Here is a 17,046-nt window from a genome sequence, read left to right as displayed (position 1 = left end):
ATTTTTTTAGACTTTGGTGTCTACATGTTCCATAGGTTCTTTTTTGTTGCCGCCTTTGGCAACCCCCACCATGGCGGGACGCAACAGGCGGTCTTTGATCACATAACCTACCTGCATTACCTGTACAATGGTGCCATCTTCTTCACCGGTATCGGGAACTTCAAACAGAGCCTGATGAAGGTCATGGCTGAATTTCTCGCCTTTAGGATCAATCTTCTTGATCTTGTGGCGCTCAAGCATGTTCAGCAATTCCCGCTCTGTCATTTCGATGCCTTCGACCAGATTCTTTGCATTTTCACCGAGATCAGCCTCTTCCGGGATGGAGTCCAATGCCCGACGCAGATTGTCTCCGACGCCCAGAAGGTCGCGGGCAAAGGCGGTGATGGCATAATTGGCGGCATCTGTCTTTTCCCGTTCGGAACGCCGACGAATATTCTCGGTTTCCGCAACCGCCCGCAGCAACTTATCCTTCAGGTCGGAAATTTCAGCCTGCGCCGTAGCGAGGGCATCCGCGTCATTTGCCGGCGCGGCTGTTTCGGCAGTCTCAGCGGCTTCGGAGGCCTCCGTTGTCGAGGCGTCATTGTCAGATGTTACGTCCGCATTTTCTGTCGGCTTATCGTTTTTTTCGCTATGTTCCGTCATGTATTTGTCTCTCGGTCTTTCAAATTACTAGCTATATATTACCATTTACCCTGATGTTACAAGATCTTACCGATTACTTTCGCCGTATAATCCACCAAAGGAATGATACGGGCATAATCAAGGCGCGTCGGCCCGATGACCCCTATTACACCCAGGATATTGTTATTGCCATCCATATAGGGGGAAGCGATAACAGAAGAATCGGACAGGGAAAAGAGATTATTTTCCGAACCGATAAAAATTCTTACACCTTCCGCCGCGCGGGCATTGGTCAGCAGCTTGATCAGGTCCTTTTTAGACTCCAGGTCCCGGAACAGACGACGGACCCTTTCCAGGTCCTGAATGGCGGTCATATCCTCAAGCAGGTTGGCCTGGCCACGGATGATCAGATGTTCATGGGCGCCGTTGAAGGTCTTATCCTGTTCGCCAGCCCATACAGCCAGACCTTGCGCCACCAAAGATTGGGTCAGACTGTCCAGTTCGGCCTGCTGATTGTCGAGTTCTTTGAGAATTTGCTCACGCGCCTGGGCGAAGGTCCGTCCAACAAGTCTTGCATTAAGATAATTTCCCGCCTGGGTGAGAGCTGCCGGGGTAAGGCCCAGGGGAATGGTAATGACGCGGTTTTCCACATCATCGTTTTCACTGACCAGAACCACAAGCGCCTGAGTGGGATTAAGATAGACGAATTCAATATGTTTCAGGGGCAGGTCATTTTTAGGGGCGATCACCAGGCTGGCGCAATGGGACAGGCCGGATAAAAGGCTGGTCGCCCGGGTTAGCATGTCCTCTACATTTTTGCCACTTTCCTGACACTGCAAACGGATGTTGGTGCGTTCTTCCTTGGTCAGGTTCCCCATTTCCAGCATACCATCAACAAAAAGCCTCAAGCCGCTTTGGGTGGGAATGCGCCCGGCTGATTTATGGGGGGCATAAACGAGACCACTGTCTTCCAGGTCGGCCATAACGTGGCGTATGCTGGCGGGGGACAGGGGGTCGGCAAGCTGTTGCGACAGGGTGCGCGATCCCACTGGCTCACCCGTCAGAATATAGGTGTCCACAATCTGCCGGAATATGGTCCGGGACCGCTGGTTTAATTCTTCTATCAACATTTTTCCTAAACCCAAATGTAATGGTAGGTGGCGGCAAATTCAATGTGAGGGTGAAAAATAAATATATGGAAAGTTATGTTGTCAAAATGTTAAGTATACTTGACATTTATATTTTTGCATGTAATGTAAAGGAAGGTTGACAATTTTAATCAATCTGAATTTATAAAGGAGAAATATGATGACGACAGTTCATAACAAAATGATGAGCAGAGTAATTGAGTGTGAAAAAAGAAATATGAAGAATTTTGTGAAAAGAGTTCTGCCGACAATTATTATTTGTGTTCTCGGGCTCCTTGTCTTCAAAATTTTGTAAAATTCTGAATTTGATTAAGGGACAGATTGCAGGAGGTGCATATGAAAGAATATACAACAAAAGAAAAAAGTAATAAAAATCAATATTTTAAGGAATTCTTCCCACCGATAGTCATTTATGTCGTGCTGATTTTTACCCTAAATTTGGTGCAGGATGACCTTGAGGGGAGTGTATGGGTATATCCCGTTGCATTATCGCCTTTGGTGCCAATATTTTTCGTCTTTCGCGCCGTTATTCGTTTCATTCAACGCTCAGATGAATTCATCCGTAAACTTCATGGGGAAAGTGCAGTCGTTACTCTGGTGATTGTTAATTTTATTGGATTTGCTTATGGGTTACTGATTTCTGTGGGGATTCCTGCCCCGGATTTATTCCTGGCCGCCTCATTGATCTGTCCAGTGTATTTTCTGGTCTATGCCTATTTAAGTCGAAAGCATGGAGGCGGGGGATGTCTATAGGCCTCTTTGAAGTTCGTCTGGATTTACTCAGGTCAATAGGGAAATTCTTGCCAAATTGTCCAGGAGGAAACTGCTTTGGAAAATAAATTACGGGTTCTCAGAGCAGAACGAAAAATGTCACAGGCCCAGTTGGCGGAAGTATTGGGTGTCTCACGGCAAACCATCAACGCCCTCGAAACCGGCAAGTATGATCCGAGTTTACCGCTGGCCTTTAGTCTGGCCAAATTGTTTGACCGGAAAATCGAGGAAATCTTCTTCCCTTGACCTTCTCAACGCTGTAGAAGGGGGCAGAGAAAATTTGATTTACCAGGAGACTTAATATGCGTCCTTCAGGCCGTACCGCAGACCAACTTCGCGACGTTACTCTAGAGATGGGCTTTACCAAACATGCGGAAGGCTCATGCCTGATCAAGTTTGGCGACACCCATGTGTTGTGTACGGCGACGTTGGAAGACAAGGCGCCTCCGTTCCTGCGCGATACGGGCAAGGGCTGGGTGACAGCCGAATATGGCATGCTGCCACGTTCCACCCACAGCCGTATGGGACGGGAAGCAGCCCGGGGAAAGCAATCAGGCCGAACCCAGGAAATTCAGCGTCTGATCGGACGTTCTCTGCGGGCCGTTGTCGATATGGAAGCCTTGGGGGAACGTCAGATTCGCCTGGACTGTGATGTGCTTCAGGCCGATGGCGGAACACGCACCGCATCAATCACCGGCGCTTATGCGGCAATGGTGCAGTGTTTCCAGAAAATGATTGCGGAAGGGAAGCTGGACCGCTTGCCGATCAAGTCGCCCCTGGCGGCGGTTTCTTGTGGTATTTATAAAGGTCAGCCGGTGCTGGATCTGGATTATGATGAAGACAGCGTGGCGGAAACCGACGCCAATTTTGTTCTTACCGGCGACAAGCGGATTGTCGAGATTCAGGGGACTGCCGAAGAGCATCCTTTCACGGAAGAAGAATTTCTGCGTCTGATGCGTCTGGCGCGTATTGGTGTGGACCAGCTGGTGAAACTGCAGAATGAGGCCCTGGGCCTTTAAGATACGGAAGAGGGACCATCAACATGACACGAAAATTTAGCGGCGAGAAATTGGTGGTCGCCAGCCATAATGCCGGCAAGGTGAGGGAAATCGGGGACCTTTTGGCGCCGTTCGGGGTGGAAACCCTTTCGGCGGCGGAACTTGATTTACCGGAACCCGTGGAAGACGGTGCGACCTTTATCGCCAATGCCGAACTGAAGGCGAAAAGTGCGGCGTCGCGGGCCGGCCTTATGGCGCTTGCCGATGACAGTGGACTGGTGGTGCCGGCGCTCGACGGGCGACCCGGTATCCATTCGGCCCGCTGGGCGATCAATCCGGCAACGGGGGAACGCGATTTCCCCTATGGTATGGAAAAACTGCAGCGGGAGCTGGAAAAAACAGATGCTGATCGGGCGGCTTACTTCGCCTGCGCCCTGTCGCTCGCCTGGCCGGCGTCTGCCGATTATCCTGAAGGCCATGTGGAAACATTCGAAGGTCGGGTTTACGGAACGCTGGTCTGGCCAACCCGTGGCGATCAGGGGTTCGGCTATGATCCCATGTTTCAGGCCGACGGGGAAACCCTGACATTCGGCGAGATGGAGGCCGCCAAAAAACATGGCATGAGCCATCGGGCCGATGCCTTTAGAAAATTAATCAATGCCTGCTTTACCTGACACTCCCATAGCGCCTCTGGCGATTTATGTACATTGGCCATTCTGCCTGTCCAAATGCCCTTACTGTGATTTTAACAGTCATGTGCGGGACAGCATAGACGAGACGGCCTGGGCTGACGCCCTGTGCCGTGAGTTGACCCATTATCGGGGCTTATCCGGCCCGCGACAGGTGACCAGCGTGTTCTTTGGCGGTGGCACCCCGTCCCTGATGGCAGCAACCACCACGGAACGTGTCCTGACGACCATCGCTCAATTGTGGACGGTGGACCGGGCAGTCGAGATCACTCTGGAAGCCAACCCAACCAGTGTGGAAGCACAAAAATTCAAAGACTTTTCCGCTGCGGGGATTAATCGGGTTTCGCTCGGCATTCAGGCGCTTCAGGATGAAGACCTGAAGGCGCTTGGCCGGGAACATAGTGTTTCAGAGGCATTAGACGCCATCGCCCTGTCCCAGAAATATTTCACCAGGTCGAGCTTTGATTTGATTTATGCCCGTATGGGCCAGTCCCTGACGGCATGGGAAACGGAATTGAAACAGGCGCTGGCTCTGGTCGACGACAGCAATATCGCCGGACATCTGTCGCTCTATCAACTGACCATAGAACGCGGCACATCTTTCTATCACGCCCATAAGAAGGGCCGCCTTATTCTGCCGGAAGAAGATGTGGCGGCGGATATGTATGATTTGACGCAGCAGATTTGTAACGCCCATGGTCTTCCGGCCTATGAAGTGTCCAATCATGCGCGCCCCGGCGAGGAAAGCCGGCATAATCTGGCCTATTGGACCTATCAGGATTATATTGGCGTCGGGCCTGGCGCTCATGGTCGTCTGACCATAGAGGGGGAGCTTTATGCCCTGACCCAGGACCGCAGTCCGGAGAAATGGTTGAAAAATGTGGCTGCCGCGGGACATGCTACGGATCAGAAAGAGGCCCTGTCCGCACAGATGAAGGCGGAAGAAATGATTATGATGGGGCTGCGGCTTAACGGGGGAATTGCATTGGATGCATTTGAGAAGCGGGTCGGTCAGAAAATAGATGAATTCATTGATTCTCAGTATTTAGAGCGTCTTTTTGAACTGGATTATATGGAAAAGGCCGCGTATCAACCGGCGGCGCAGGCACAAGCTCATTTGGGGGTGACAGCCCAAGGGATGCCTTTGCTGAATGGTCTTCTGGGGCGTCTTCTGGCGTGACTGCCGCCGTCAGGTTCCGGACAGCGGTTTCCCTGTCCTGATCAATGAAATGTGTGGGGGCAGGATCAACAACGATGAAGGCATTGGCCGTTACCTCGTAAACCGCAAGCCCTCGTTCGATCAGACCATCCTGTGTGAAGCGGAACAAGCCTTCCACGCCGGTGAAACCATTTTCATCTATGATATTTTCGGTGGAGAAATTCGGCACGGCATCATGACGCACCAGAGTTGCTGTCAGTGCCATGGCATCATAGGCCAGGGTACTGAGCCGCGGGCTATCCTTACCGTAGCTGTCGCGATAACGGGCGAGGAACTTATCGGAGACTTCATGGTCCGGGGCGGCAAACCAGCCGCCGTAAAGTTGCGGTTCATGAAACAGCATTTCATCATCCCACAATCCGGTGCCGATCAACTTGACCTTGGTCGGGTCAATTTCATAATAGGATACCCATGCGGCGAGGGTGGTCAGCATGGCGCCGCCTTCGGGCAGTAACAGGGCGTCAAATTTTATGGTGCCGAGGGTTTCAGCGTTTTTGATGTCTTCCTTGAGTTCGGAGGCGAAGTCATCCTCGTCCCCGAGGCTGTCAAGGAAGGCCATTTCGCGGATAAACAGGTTGCGACGGTGGTCATAATTGGCGATGTTTTTCACGGGTGGCACCAGTTTGGTGCTGTCGGCTGGATAAAATTCCACCGTCACCATGTCACGTTCCAGATCCATGACGCTGGCGCCGAACACTTCAAGGGCGCGGGTGCCATAAGAGGTTTCAGGCACCAGGGCGGCATAGCGGGCATAGCCCTGATCGGAGCTGTAGCGCATCACGCGGCGGATTTGTTCTTCCAGGCGGAAATTCATCAGAAAGACACCGTTGCCGGCGACGGTATGATCGCTTGAAAAGCCGATGACATTAATGCCGGCGTTTTGGGCAAGGGGTTTTATGGCGGCAATGGAATGAGAAAACAATGGCCCGAGGATCAGGTCCGGCTGTTGCGCGACAAGCGATGTCATGGCCTCCGTTGCACCTTCTGCGGTGCCTTGTGTGTCGTGGGGCAACAGAACCAGTCTTTTGTCATGGGAATCAAACAATGCAAGGGTCGCCGCATTCAGCATCGCCTGCCCAATGGGGCCGTCGGGCCCGCTAAGGGGGACAAGAAAGCCAATACGGATTTCCTGCCGGGGTGTGCGGTCGTCTTCTGCGCTAAGCTGATCTCTGTCTTGTTGGTCCTGTTGGGTGGTTGCCGGGGGCAGGCTGCCGCCATCCCGTGTCAATGGCTTGCTGCCGCCACCGCAGGACGCCAGACCCAAGGTCAGGATAAGTATCATTGCCGAATTTTTTATCAAGCCGTTCCGCACACCAGGGTCCCGTCTACTCTGTCTTGGTCATTCTTCTCTGTTTTTTTCTGTCATACTCTTTATAACAAAAATACGCTACGATCCCAGAGAAGACTATAATTATGGCAAGGGTATGAAAATGCCAACTGAATTAGATAAAAAAGCCGAAAAAAGAAAAAAAGTGGCGCCTGGCCTTTATGTGACCGCGACACCGATCGGCAATCTTGGCGATATGACCTTTCGCGCACGAGAGGTGCTGGACCAGGCGGATATCATTGCCTGTGAAGATACCCGGGTAACGGGGAAGCTGCTGGCCTATTTCGATATCAAGACGCCGACGGTGCCTTATCACGACCACAATGAAGAACGTATCCTGCCGCAGTTGCTTGACCGTTTGGCGGCGGGGGAAATCGTTGCCCTGGTCAGTGACGCTGGCACGCCGTTGATTTCCGACCCAGGCTACCGGCTGGTTAAAGAGGCCCGTGATCAGGGCAGTTTCGTCAGCAGCATTCCCGGGGCGAGCGCCATACTGGCCGCCCTGGCCAGTGCAGGTCTGCCGACGGATCGTTTTATGTTTGCGGGTTTCCTGCCCAATAAAACCCTGGCGCGTCAGAAAATGGTGGCGAGTGTCGCAGATGTTCAGGCGACCTTGGTATTTTACGAATCGCCCAAGCGCCTGAAGGACAGCCTGCGGGATATTGCGGCGGTTCTTGGGCCGCGGGAAGCCGCCGTCTGTCGTGAACTGACCAAGTTGTTTGAAGAAGTGCGCAAAGGCTCTCTGACAGAACTGGCGGCGCATTATGAGGCGGCGGATCGCCCCAAAGGGGAAATTGTGATCGTCGTGGGGCCGCCGCAGGAAACGGTGGTGAGTGCCGATCAACTTGATGCAGCCCTGTTGGCCGCGTTGGAAACACAATCGTTGAAAGAGGCTGTGGCATCGGTGACGGGGGAATTGGGGTTAAAACGCAAACAAGTATATGCCCGGGCCCTGGACTTAAAAGGCGCAGGATGAACCAGCCAGCGCGTCAGAGCAAAAGAAAAGCCTATTTTTGGGGGCAGAGCGCGGAATGGCTGTGCATCGGGGTTCTTTTTCTGAAAGGCTATCGTATTCTGGCGCGCCGGTTTAAATGCAAGGTCGGGGAAATTGATCTGATTGCGCAAAAGGGCCAGATGATTTGTTTCGTCGAGGTCAAGGCGCGCCGTGATCGGCGGGATGCGCTGGAAGCAGTATCCTTTCATCAGCAACAACGGATTATGCGGGCGGCGGAATGGTATCTCACGAAAAATTGTTCAACGGAGCACGGTAATATTTTACAAATGAGTTATCGTTTTGATGTGATGGCGGTTGAACCCTGGCGCTGGCCCACCCATGTAAAAGATGCATGGCAAAAGAAAACCTGAAGGCGGATGTGGATGATTGAGACAAGTACAGAATTTTTAGCGCACCTGAAGCAGGTTGGAGAGAGCGATGGCATCTTGTCCAATATTGCCTATACGGCGCTTGTTCTGGCGTCTCTTGACCGGCCGGGCGTGTCGTTTCAGAAATATGAACATCATCTGGAGATTCTCGGGCTGGATGTCGCGGCTGAAAAGCTGACGAAATCTTCGGCTACGGAACGCGCCCGTGTTTTGGCGGAGGTTCTTCATGGTCGTCATGAATACACCGGCAATCAGGCCTTTTATGATGATTTGCAGAATGCCAACCTGATGTCGGTGATTGATACCCGTAAGGGATTGCCGGTGGCGCTCAGTATCCTCTATCTGCATGCGGCCCGTCTTCAGGGCTGGCGGGCGGAAGGCTTGCGATTTCCCGGCCACTTCCTGATCCGGCTTTACGGAGCGACGAACGAAATTGGCGATCAGGTGATTCTGGACCCGTTTCACGATGGCGCTGTCCTGACCGCCCGCGACCTGAGAGAATTGACCCAGAAATTTTCTGATGAAGATGCGGGGTTGCGACCGGATTATTATGAAGCTGTTTCAGATAAGGAAATCCTGGTGCGGTTGCTGAATAATATCAAGATCAGATGCCTGAAGGTCAGTGACCTGGGGCAGGCGATTACTGTCTTGTCCCGCCTGGTGATGATTGATCCTGGGCAGATTCAGCATCATTATGAAATGGGCATGTTGCTCGCCCATGTGGAACAGAATGACCTGGCGCGGGAAAGCCTTGGCTATTGCATGGATCATATGGACCAATTTGACCAGAATGACCTGATGGAGCAGCAAATCCGGAACACCCTGACCGATATTGAACAAAAGGACAAAGTAAAACAGCAGTCCAATGTTCTGAACTTACACAGAGATAACGACTAACCGATAGGAAATGACAAGATGAGCCTGACCGTTGCGATACAAATGGACCCGATTGAAGCCGTGGATATCAATGGCGACAGCACCTTTGCTCTGGGGATAGAAGCGGAAAAGCGCGGCCATAAACTGTTTCATTATGATGTGAAGGATCTGTCCTTTCAGGATGGAAAAGTCACCGCGCATGCGCGAGGCATGACCTTGCGCCGGGAGCTGGGTAATCATTTCTCGCTCGGGATTGAGACCAAGATTGATCTTGAGAAGGATGTTGATGTCATCCTGATGCGGCAGGACCCGCCTTTTCATATGGGGTATATCACCGCGACACATATTCTGGAGCATATTCACCCGAAAACCCTGGTGGTCAATAATCCGGCGTCGGTGCGTAATGCGCCGGAGAAGATCTTCCTGACCCGTTTCCCGGACCTGATGCCACCGACCCTGATCACCAGCAACGCCCGCGATGTCGACAGTTTCCGGAAAGAGCATAAGGATATAATCGTCAAGCCGCTCTATGGCAATGGCGGTGCCGGGGTGTTCCGCATTCGGGAAGATGATCAAAATCTTAATAGCCTGGTTGAAATGTTCCAGGAATTTTACCCGGAACCCTTCATCGTTCAGAAATATCTTTCTGATGTGGTCAAAGGCGACAAAAGAATCATTCTGGTCGACGGGGAAGCGGTTGGCGCCATCAACCGGGTGCCACTGGCGGGGGAAATCCGGTCCAACATGCATGTGGGCGGGGAAGCCAAGAAAACCGGTCTGACAGATCGGGAAATTGAAATATGTGAAGCCATCGGCCCGACATTGCGGGAACAGGGCTTGCTGTTTGTCGGCATTGATGTGATAGGGGATTATCTTACTGAAATAAACGTGACGTCCCCGACAGGCATTCAGGAAATTAAGCGTTTCGACGGTACCGATATCGCTGCCATGGTCTGGGATGCGATCGAAAAGAGGCGCTAGGGTAGGACCATGGCGTTAAATCTGGTCAAGGCCGGTACTGATGATCTGGCGTACCTGTTGCAACTGCGCAAAACGAGCATGGGGGAGCATTTTGTGCGTGCGGGCCTTTTTCTCAGCGAAGAAGAGCATCTTCTCCGTTTGCAGGACGGTTTCGAATATTGTTTTATTATTGTGAGAAACGGCGCAGCAGTAGGCATGATTAAATATAGGGTCATGGAAGATAAAATCGACATCATGCAGGTGCAAATTTCTCCCGATTTTCAGGGGCAGGGGATTGGCAAAACAATTTTGCAGCAGCTATTGTCTGACGCCGAACGGGACGGCAAGAAAGTGATGCTTTCGGTATTAAAGCAAAATCCGGCACAAAATCTCTATCATAAGCTCGGTTTTAAAACCGTTGGCGAGGATGAGGATGAATTCTATATGGAATGGTCGGGCTCTCTCTGATATTGACGATCAAATGCCTTGAAGATAGAGTTGCCAGGGGAGGAAAGAGAAAGCATATGACATCTTCCTGGACGGTTTATATTCTGCATTGTCAGGATACGAGTTATTACACTGGCATCACCAATGATTTGCCGAAACGTATCGCGGATCATGAAAAAGGCCTGGGGGCGAAATATACCCGGGGGCGCGGTCCTTTCACTTTGGTCTATCAGGAAGGGTTTCCGGACAGAAGCCTAGCCTCCAAACGTGAATATGCGCTCAAGAAATTAAGCCGGGCGGCAAAACAACAGCTGATCGAAGAAAAGGGGTTATGTGCATGAGGGACGATAAAGAAGCTTTCATGACCCGGGCGCTGGCGCTGTCGGATCTGTCTGTTGCTGCGGGAAATCATCCCTTCGGTGCGGTGCTGGTGAGGGGAGGTAAAATTATTCTCGAGGCGAAAAACACGGTGTTGAGCGAGAATGATGCAACGTGTCATGCCGAGATGAATCTGGTGCGCCTTGCCTGTCGCGAATTGTCCGTCGACAAGCGGGCGACCACGACGCTTTATACGTCCACGGAACCCTGTGCCATGTGCGCCGGCGCCATTTACTGGGCCGGGATAGGTCAAATTGTTTATGGCTGTTCCGCTGCGCGTTTGAACGAGATTGCCGGCGCGAGTCTTGCCTGCCATTGTCAGGAGATATACCAGGGGGCTGTCGATGCGCCCAAAGTACAAGGGCCGGTTCTGGAAGATAATGCGGTCCAGCAACATTTGGATTACTGGACCACCGCATGGAATGCCGAATAGCCGCAGCAGTGGCGTTACATGGCGTTAGACCACAGATCATTGTCATTGCAATGTTGAGGTACATACCCCTTGCTTTGCATCAGATCCATAAAGTCATAGTCGTACTCAAATTCCGGGGCCTCTACCTGAACAAAGAGGGCTTTAAGGCGCTCGCCAAGGGTTTCGGTCGCAAGCTCAGGTACTGCGCCATGGTCTTTCAAAAGGTCCATAAAATTATAAGTCATTGTCATCTGCGTTTTCATCTTCTCTGTCCGTAAATATAATATTCGTGGCTTATTCAAATCAGCCTGTTGAAGATGAATTTACCCGGTTCAGGCGGGAAAGATATCTGTATGCGATGAAATCAGAGCTGTTTGCGGCCAAGCGAAGGCTTCTGCGACAAGAGGATATTGAGCCGCGACGAACAGGAGATTATACCATCTTTTAAAAGCGGGTGCGGACGTGGAGCAGCAGTGAGTCATCGGTCACGCCGGCGCGATGTCCGGCGTTGAATCGGCGGATGATATTGGCGCTGAAGGTCCAGTCTTCCGTTTTGCGGGCGTAGCCTGCCTCCAGGGCGATTTCACGTCCCGTCGGGCTCAGGTTGAGCCACTGGGTAGCAAAGTCGGGCGCGTCAACTGCCAGATTATAGCCCGTCGCACGGGTCACTTGGACACGGGCGTTTTCCACCCGGAGTGGCTGTGACAGGCTCAGACCGAACTGGTCGCCTTCGACAATAACATTCTGACTGGTAAGACGGGTTTGCCATTGACTGCTGGTGAAGTGGTTGAACTTTTCAAACAGAGATGCTGATGAGGTCGAAACATCACTTATCCCGGCGATGGCGCGGGCTTCCAGTGTCCAGTCATGGCCGAGAACTGTACCGAGGGTGATATGGCCTTGCAGGGACAGACGGCCTGTTACGGTCTGATCCGCCAGTTTCAGTCCAGCGCTGGAGCGGCTTCCGAGCAGGGCATTCTGTTCCCATAATGCGCCGAGACCAAGGGCGATCTGACCACGGGAGAAATTGTGGGAGAGGCGGGTTTCAAGGCCCTGTCGTCGCATTTCCTGGTGATAGGCGACAAGATTGTGATCCGGTTGGGCGGCCTCTGTACCGGTTGTGACGGCAAAAGTCAGCCGGTTGTTGGCGTCCAGGGGAAGGCCACTGGCAAAAAACATGTCCCGTGTCGAGCGTCCGGGTTGGCTTTTATGATCGGTTACGAAAAGGGTGCGGGTCTGGATGTCGTTGTTATCAATGATATCCAGGGCCTGATGCAGTTGATACCCCTGTCCGACAACCCAGGGAACGGTGGGGGATAAATGTCCGGTGACATGCCAGGCCTGAAGGTGTGGTTTATTGTCCAGTTTCTCCCGTTCGGTCAGAAAAGTTTCCGGCGGCAAGGTAGCCTGGGCAGTATTATTGATCGAGATATAGGCGGCCAGACCGGAATTTAACTGTACAGCTGTGCTTAAGGGCGCGCGCCGTTGATCCAGAACGCTGTTGAAATCAAGGCTTGACGGGGGCGAGATGACGTTGGCGCGCGCATCAACGTAAAAATCCCGGTTATAGCGATCAAGGACCATGACGTTGGCGAGGTTTTGCGGACTTGCATCACCGAAGGCAGTGCCCATAACGATCATGCCGTCCGTCAGGGTTACGGCGGCGGACGTGTTCTTCACGGCAACGGTGGTCTGGCCACTCGGTTTGGTGGCTTCATCAAGGTTAAGCAGGCCATGACCATAAACGGCATCAACGCCAGGATCCCCTATGTCCGTGGCGGTGCTTAGCAGGATATCGGCGACTTTGGCGGCGCTCAGCTGGGGCCACTGTCCAAACAAAAGCGCGGCGGCGCCAACCACATGGGGGGCGGCGAAGCTGGTGCCTCTCCAGCCTGTGCTATATCCGCTGAGGCCAAATTCTTCTGCGCTGATCGAGATATTGTCCCCGGGAGCGACCAGATAATAATCTTTCAGGATACCGGCACGGTCGGAAAAGGACGAGATCAGGCCATTTGGACTGACGGATCCCGCCACCAGAAAAAATCCTCCGCTGGCCCAGAGATTATTCTGGTTGATCAGGGTCAGGGTATCAATGTTGGACACCATGGGATCTGGGTCCCCGTCATTGCCGGCGGCGGCGACAAGAAGACCGCCAAGTTCAACGACCCGGGCGGCATTGGTTATGGTGTAATGTTGGTTGCCGTTACTGGCCGGTGGGTTTGATATAAAGTCTTCTTCATCATAACCGATGGATTTATTGACCACCCGTGCGCCGTTGTTGACTACATAGCCCCAAGGGTCGGATACGGTGTATGTAACGCCGTAGGAGAATTCCGTATGGCGGTTGACACCGGCAAAAAAGTCTACGGCGAGAACCTGGGCGTCAAAAGCAACGCCCTGAGTTGCAAGACTGTTTTTGCGGCCTGCGGCAATGCCGGATACCCAATGCCCGTGATGGCTTTCGGTGACTTCAACACCGAGATAGGACTCATACATGTCAACCCAGCGCTGATCCGGTCCGTGGCTTGATGGGTGCCAGTCAATTTCCGGATTATGCAGTTCAAATCCGAAATCCACCATGCCGATAATGGCGCCATTACCGGTAAAACCCCGGGCATAGGCATCGGATGCATTGATGGCGCGCAGGGACCAGTCGGATTTATATTCTGTTGTTTCAAAATCGGATGGGTTTTGGGGGAGCGAAACCGGCGGCGGCAGTATTGTCGTGGGTCTTGAAGGGGATGCAAGTTGAGTCGGAGAACCGCCGCCGCAGGCGCTGAGTGTCAGACAACCGGCAAGAAGCAGTGACTTTGTAGCATATGAAATTTTTGAACAGCGCATGACATACCCCAAGCTAAAACCTAACTTATATATAGTATAGCTTCAGGTGGAGAACGAATGCAATCCTTTCAACATAACAATTGCGCGAGGATCAATAACCTTCGCCAGCCAGGGTGACCCGATTGTTTTCGATCGTGATCAGACGGTCCTTATATAGCTTGCCGAGCGCTTTTTTATAGTTTGATTTGCTGACATGAAAGACGGCATTGATATCCGCCGGATCGCTTTTGTCCGTAAGATAGGTGCTGCCGCCATGATCTTTGAGATACTGCAGAATTTTATCAGACAGCTCGTCCCGTATTTCCAGGCTTGGTTTCTGTAAAGTCAAATTGATGCGACCATCTTCGCGGGGTTCCCCGATGAAACCTTTGAAGGTATCGCCGATTTTCACCGGGCGGGTGATTTCATTGCTGTGGATCAGGCCCAGATGGGTGCCGTTGATAATGGCCTTGTAGCCAAGATCGCTGCGGCTGGCGACAAACAGGTCGACTTCTTCGCGGATGTCGAACTCATCGTCGTTTTCTTCTCTCAGGTGACGCCCGAGGTAGGAACTCGCTGCGATGCGGCCGGTGACATCCAGGTAGAGATAGACGACATAGGAGCGCCCGACTTCCATTGGCACCCGTTGTTCCTTGAAGGGTACCAGAAGATCTTTCATCAGACCCCAGTCGAGGAAGGAGCCGAACTGGCTCTTTTCAACCACGGTGAGAAAGGCGCAATCGCCGACTTCTGCGAAGGGGACTTCGGTGGTGGCGATGGGGCGATCTTCAGAATCGAGGTAAAGAAAAACAGTGAGAGACTGCCCCACGGCATAGTCGGCGCTATTTTCCGGCAGATAATTGCTCGGCAGCAGGATTTCTTCGCCATCGCCCCCGTCAAGATAGATTCCGAAGTCGACATGTTTGACAACTTCGAGCACATGGGTTTTGCCTATTTCAAGCATTTGTGGATCACATTCTTTAATTTACGTCAATTCTGTACTGCTTCTATAGTGAATTGCGGCAAGAGTCGAGCATGCTGTAGGGCAAAAGAGCCTTGCCTCTGGCAGACCATTCTATATAGTTGAAGAAGTCAAAATCAATAAAATCAACTAAATTAAAGGGATAATCTATGAAATCGACCTTAATTACCACTACCGCTGTGATTGCTTTGCTGGCCTTGTCCGGCTGCGGTGAAGATAAAGCGAGCCAGAAGGGCGAGACTGCGGCTCAGGCCGGGGCAACCGTTGCTGAGGCAACTGCGCCGGTTACGGAATCAGAACGGCTGAACGTCCATTTCGAAAAAACCTTTATGCGTGATGTGATGGACAGTCCGGAGTTCCAGACATATCTCGGCATGAAAAAGGATTATGGGAAATGGGATGAACGTACGGAAGAAAAAGCTGCTGCGGATCACGCCCGGACGATTGCCGACCTGAAGACCCTGCAAGAAGATTTTGACTATGAAAAACTGGATGAGGCGACAAAGCTCAGCTACCGTCTGGCCGAACGTCAATTGAAGGAACAGATCGAGGGGTATAAATGGCGCTATCACGGGTATCCGGTGAATCAGATGTTTGGCTGGCAGTCGAGCCTGCCGTCTTTTCTGATTAATTTTCACCGTGTGACTTCTGTGGAGGACCTTGAGGCTTATATCTCCCGGCTTGAAGGGGTTCAAGCCACGGCGGATCAACGTATGGAGATGATGAAACGCAATCAGGAAAAAGGTGTTCTGCCGCCGAAGTTTGTTTTTGCTTATGTTATGGATGATGCGAGAAACGTCCTGAAAGGGGCTCCTTTCACCGAGGGTGAAGACAGCACATTGATGGCTGATTTCAAAAAGAAGCTCACCGGCCTAAAACTGGAAGATGCCGACAAGGCGGCAGAGCTGACAAAGCGGGCCGAGGCGGCGTTGCTGTCGTCTGTAAAGCCGGCCTATGAAAGTCTGATGACCTTGCTGGAAGCACAGGAAGCGGTGGCGACCACGGAAGACGGAGCCTGGAAGTTACCGGATGGGGAAGAATTTTATACCTACCGTCTGCGTCAAATGACCAGTACGGATATGACAGCTGATGAAATCCATCAGTTGGGCCTGGACGAGGTGGCGCGCATTCATAACGAGATGCGCGATATCATGAAGCAGGTGAAATTTGACGGCACGCTGCAGGAGTTTTTCGAATTCACCCGTACGGACAAGCAATTCTATTATCCGGAAACCGATGAAGGTAAAACCGCATATCTGAAAGATGCGACGGACCTGATCAATATTATGAAGGAACATCTGGATGAGGTGTTCATCACCAAGCCCAAGGCGGACCTTATTGTCAAACAGGTAGAGGCTTTCCGTGAAAAGTCGGCGGGCAAGGCGTTCTATAACCGTCCGGCGCCTGACGGCAGTCGTCCGGGGATTTATTACGCCAATCTGTACAAAATGACCGATATGCCTACCTATCAGATGGAAGCATTGGCCTACCATGAAGGTATCCCGGGCCATCATATGCAGTTGGCCATTCAGCAGGAATTGCAGGATATTCCGAAATTCCGCAAATTCGGTGGCTATACCGCCTATACGGAAGGTTGGGGACTTTATTCTGAATACCTGCCCAAAGAGATGGGATTTTATTCTGACCCTTATTCCGATTTCGGGCGTCTGGCGATGGAAATCTGGCGCGCCTGTCGTCTGGTGGTTGATACCGGCATTCATTATAAGAAGTGGACCCGTGAACAGGCCATTGAATATCTTGCCGCCAATACCCCGAATCCGCATGGTGATGTGGTAAAGGCGATTGAACGCTATATTGTCATGCCTGGGCAGGCAACTGCTTACAAAATCGGTATGAACAAAATTCTGGAACTTCGGGCCCATGCCAAGGCGGAACTCGGCGATAAATTCGATATTCGGAAATATCATGAAGTGGTTCTGCGGGACGGTGCTTTGCCGTTGGCTATTCTGGAAGAAAAAGTCAACGAATGGATCGCTTCCCAGAAATAAGGGCGA

General features: G+C 52.0%; 18 protein-coding genes and 1 pseudogene. 13 read left to right on the top strand and 6 right to left on the bottom strand.

Annotation, left to right across the window (positions count from 1 at the left end; translation table 11 throughout):
- Nucleotides 1-6 precede the first annotated feature (6 nt).
- Together grpE and hrcA are read right to left on the bottom strand one after the other, a co-directional pair.
- Nucleotides 7-642, bottom strand: coding sequence for a nucleotide exchange factor GrpE (gene grpE, locus FIV45_RS11085; RefSeq protein ID WP_099472178.1), 636 nt, complete (start codon nucleotides 640-642; stop codon nucleotides 7-9).
- Between the two features lie 56 nt (nucleotides 643-698).
- Complete coding sequence (gene hrcA / locus FIV45_RS11080) at nucleotides 699-1,751, bottom strand: heat-inducible transcriptional repressor HrcA (protein ID WP_099472179.1); 1,053 nt, start codon at nucleotides 1,749-1,751, stop codon at nucleotides 699-701.
- A gap of 354 nt (nucleotides 1,752-2,105) precedes the next feature.
- On the opposite strand from hrcA, the gene FIV45_RS11075 reads away from it, so the two are divergent.
- From FIV45_RS11075 to hemW, 5 genes are all read left to right on the top strand, one after another.
- Nucleotides 2,106-2,522 (top strand): hypothetical protein, encoded by a 417-nt coding sequence (locus FIV45_RS11075; protein WP_099472180.1) that lies wholly within the window; start codon nucleotides 2,106-2,108, stop codon nucleotides 2,520-2,522.
- Between the two features lie 75 nt (nucleotides 2,523-2,597).
- Nucleotides 2,598-2,786, top strand: coding sequence for a helix-turn-helix transcriptional regulator (locus tag FIV45_RS11070; protein WP_099472181.1), 189 nt, complete (start codon nucleotides 2,598-2,600; stop codon nucleotides 2,784-2,786).
- A 56-nt stretch (nucleotides 2,787-2,842) separates the two neighbouring features.
- Complete coding sequence (gene rph / locus FIV45_RS11065) at nucleotides 2,843-3,559, top strand: ribonuclease PH (protein WP_099472182.1); 717 nt, start codon at nucleotides 2,843-2,845, stop codon at nucleotides 3,557-3,559.
- 23 nt (nucleotides 3,560-3,582) lie between these two features.
- Nucleotides 3,583-4,212 carry an RdgB/HAM1 family non-canonical purine NTP pyrophosphatase gene (gene rdgB, locus FIV45_RS11060; RefSeq protein WP_099472183.1) on the top strand — a complete coding sequence of 210 codons (630 nt, stop codon included), beginning with the start codon at nucleotides 3,583-3,585 and terminating at the stop codon, nucleotides 4,210-4,212.
- Nucleotides 4,196-5,407 (top strand): radical SAM family heme chaperone HemW, encoded by a 1,212-nt coding sequence (gene hemW / locus FIV45_RS18725; RefSeq protein ID WP_099472184.1) that lies wholly within the window; start codon nucleotides 4,196-4,198, stop codon nucleotides 5,405-5,407. Before rdgB ends, hemW begins: the two co-directional genes overlap by 17 nt.
- Before the next feature lie 100 nt (nucleotides 5,408-5,507).
- Here hemW and FIV45_RS18620 read toward each other — a convergent pair.
- Nucleotides 5,508-6,728: pseudogene (locus tag FIV45_RS18620) on the bottom strand (penicillin-binding protein activator); the annotation flags it as partial.
- A 148-nt stretch (nucleotides 6,729-6,876) separates the two neighbouring features.
- Between FIV45_RS18620 and rsmI the strand changes: the two are divergent.
- Genes rsmI through FIV45_RS11015 form a run of 7 tightly spaced genes read left to right on the top strand, consistent with a single transcriptional unit; the run spans nucleotide 6,877 to nucleotide 11,250 of the window.
- On the top strand, nucleotides 6,877-7,749 hold the full coding sequence (gene rsmI, locus FIV45_RS11045) for a 16S rRNA (cytidine(1402)-2'-O)-methyltransferase (protein ID WP_099472186.1): 873 nt from the start codon (nucleotides 6,877-6,879) through the stop codon (nucleotides 7,747-7,749).
- Nucleotides 7,746-8,138 carry a YraN family protein gene (locus tag FIV45_RS11040; RefSeq protein ID WP_099472187.1) on the top strand — a complete coding sequence of 131 codons (393 nt, stop codon included), beginning with the start codon at nucleotides 7,746-7,748 and terminating at the stop codon, nucleotides 8,136-8,138. The genes rsmI and FIV45_RS11040 overlap by 4 nt, the downstream gene beginning before the upstream one ends.
- Nucleotides 8,139-8,150: 12 nt before the next feature.
- Nucleotides 8,151-9,053 carry a SirB1 family protein gene (locus tag FIV45_RS11035; protein ID WP_165776969.1) on the top strand — a complete coding sequence of 301 codons (903 nt, stop codon included), beginning with the start codon at nucleotides 8,151-8,153 and terminating at the stop codon, nucleotides 9,051-9,053.
- A gap of 18 nt (nucleotides 9,054-9,071) precedes the next feature.
- On the top strand, nucleotides 9,072-10,013 hold the full coding sequence (gene gshB / locus FIV45_RS11030; RefSeq protein ID WP_099472189.1) for a glutathione synthase: 942 nt from the start codon (nucleotides 9,072-9,074) through the stop codon (nucleotides 10,011-10,013).
- Nucleotides 10,014-10,022: 9 nt separating this feature from the next.
- Nucleotides 10,023-10,460 (top strand): GNAT family N-acetyltransferase, encoded by a 438-nt coding sequence (locus FIV45_RS11025; RefSeq protein WP_099472190.1) that lies wholly within the window; start codon nucleotides 10,023-10,025, stop codon nucleotides 10,458-10,460.
- Nucleotides 10,461-10,516: 56 nt separating this feature from the next.
- Nucleotides 10,517-10,780 (top strand): GIY-YIG nuclease family protein, encoded by a 264-nt coding sequence (locus tag FIV45_RS11020; protein ID WP_099472191.1) that lies wholly within the window; start codon nucleotides 10,517-10,519, stop codon nucleotides 10,778-10,780.
- Nucleotides 10,777-11,250, top strand: coding sequence for a nucleoside deaminase (locus FIV45_RS11015; RefSeq protein ID WP_165776970.1), 474 nt, complete (start codon nucleotides 10,777-10,779; stop codon nucleotides 11,248-11,250). Before FIV45_RS11020 ends, FIV45_RS11015 begins: the two co-directional genes overlap by 4 nt.
- Before the next feature lie 14 nt (nucleotides 11,251-11,264).
- On the opposite strand, the gene FIV45_RS11010 is transcribed toward FIV45_RS11015, so the two are convergent.
- The 3 genes from FIV45_RS11010 to FIV45_RS11000 all read right to left on the bottom strand — a co-directional run bounded on the left by FIV45_RS11010 (nucleotide 11,265) and on the right by FIV45_RS11000 (nucleotide 15,013).
- Nucleotides 11,265-11,480 carry a hypothetical protein gene (locus FIV45_RS11010; RefSeq protein ID WP_133118552.1) on the bottom strand — a complete coding sequence of 72 codons (216 nt, stop codon included), beginning with the start codon at nucleotides 11,478-11,480 and terminating at the stop codon, nucleotides 11,265-11,267.
- Nucleotides 11,481-11,673: 193 nt separating this feature from the next.
- Nucleotides 11,674-14,070, bottom strand: a complete 2,397-nt coding sequence (locus tag FIV45_RS11005; protein WP_099472194.1) for a S8 family peptidase — start codon at nucleotides 14,068-14,070, stop codon at nucleotides 11,674-11,676.
- Between the two features lie 91 nt (nucleotides 14,071-14,161).
- On the bottom strand, nucleotides 14,162-15,013 hold the full coding sequence (locus FIV45_RS11000) for a CvfB family protein (protein WP_099472195.1): 852 nt from the start codon (nucleotides 15,011-15,013) through the stop codon (nucleotides 14,162-14,164).
- Between the two features lie 167 nt (nucleotides 15,014-15,180).
- On the opposite strand from FIV45_RS11000, the gene FIV45_RS10995 reads away from it, so the two are divergent.
- Nucleotides 15,181-17,040 carry a DUF885 domain-containing protein gene (locus FIV45_RS10995; RefSeq protein WP_099472196.1) on the top strand — a complete coding sequence of 620 codons (1,860 nt, stop codon included), beginning with the start codon at nucleotides 15,181-15,183 and terminating at the stop codon, nucleotides 17,038-17,040.
- Nucleotides 17,041-17,046: the final 6 nt, after the last annotated feature.

Origin of the sequence: Paremcibacter congregatus (genome assembly GCF_006385135.1) — a bacterium.
In the GTDB taxonomy this organism is placed as follows: Bacteria; Pseudomonadota; Alphaproteobacteria; order Sphingomonadales; family Emcibacteraceae; genus Paremcibacter; species Paremcibacter congregatus.
This window is presented reverse-complemented; position numbering and strand designations above follow the sequence as displayed.

Excerpts from the sequence above, each read along its gene's own strand:
- hemW (WP_099472184.1), top strand. The coding sequence starts at position 4,196 with ATGCCTGCTTTACCTGACACTCCCATAGCGCCTCTGGCGATTTATGTA.
- FIV45_RS11035 (WP_165776969.1), top strand. The coding sequence starts at position 8,151 with ATGATTGAGACAAGTACAGAATTTTTAGCGCACCTGAAGCAGGTTGGA.
- rdgB (WP_099472183.1), top strand. The coding sequence starts at position 3,583 with ATGACACGAAAATTTAGCGGCGAGAAATTGGTGGTCGCCAGCCATAAT.
- FIV45_RS10995 (WP_099472196.1), top strand. The coding sequence starts at position 15,181 with ATGAAATCGACCTTAATTACCACTACCGCTGTGATTGCTTTGCTGGCC.
- rsmI (WP_099472186.1), top strand. The coding sequence starts at position 6,877 with ATGCCAACTGAATTAGATAAAAAAGCCGAAAAAAGAAAAAAAGTGGCG.
- FIV45_RS11075 (WP_099472180.1), top strand. The coding sequence starts at position 2,106 with ATGAAAGAATATACAACAAAAGAAAAAAGTAATAAAAATCAATATTTT.
- FIV45_RS11005 (WP_099472194.1), bottom strand. The coding sequence starts at position 14,070 with ATGCGCTGTTCAAAAATTTCATATGCTACAAAGTCACTGCTTCTTGCC.
- rph (WP_099472182.1), top strand. The coding sequence starts at position 2,843 with ATGCGTCCTTCAGGCCGTACCGCAGACCAACTTCGCGACGTTACTCTA.
- FIV45_RS11015 (WP_165776970.1), top strand. The coding sequence starts at position 10,777 with ATGAGGGACGATAAAGAAGCTTTCATGACCCGGGCGCTGGCGCTGTCG.
- gshB (WP_099472189.1), top strand. The coding sequence starts at position 9,072 with ATGAGCCTGACCGTTGCGATACAAATGGACCCGATTGAAGCCGTGGAT.
- hrcA (WP_099472179.1), bottom strand. The coding sequence starts at position 1,751 with ATGTTGATAGAAGAATTAAACCAGCGGTCCCGGACCATATTCCGGCAG.
- FIV45_RS11040 (WP_099472187.1), top strand. The coding sequence starts at position 7,746 with ATGAACCAGCCAGCGCGTCAGAGCAAAAGAAAAGCCTATTTTTGGGGG.
- FIV45_RS11025 (WP_099472190.1), top strand. The coding sequence starts at position 10,023 with ATGGCGTTAAATCTGGTCAAGGCCGGTACTGATGATCTGGCGTACCTG.
- FIV45_RS11020 (WP_099472191.1), top strand. The coding sequence starts at position 10,517 with ATGACATCTTCCTGGACGGTTTATATTCTGCATTGTCAGGATACGAGT.
- FIV45_RS11010 (WP_133118552.1), bottom strand. The coding sequence starts at position 11,480 with ATGACAATGACTTATAATTTTATGGACCTTTTGAAAGACCATGGCGCA.
- FIV45_RS11000 (WP_099472195.1), bottom strand. The coding sequence starts at position 15,013 with ATGCTTGAAATAGGCAAAACCCATGTGCTCGAAGTTGTCAAACATGTC.
- grpE (WP_099472178.1), bottom strand. The coding sequence starts at position 642 with ATGACGGAACATAGCGAAAAAAACGATAAGCCGACAGAAAATGCGGAC.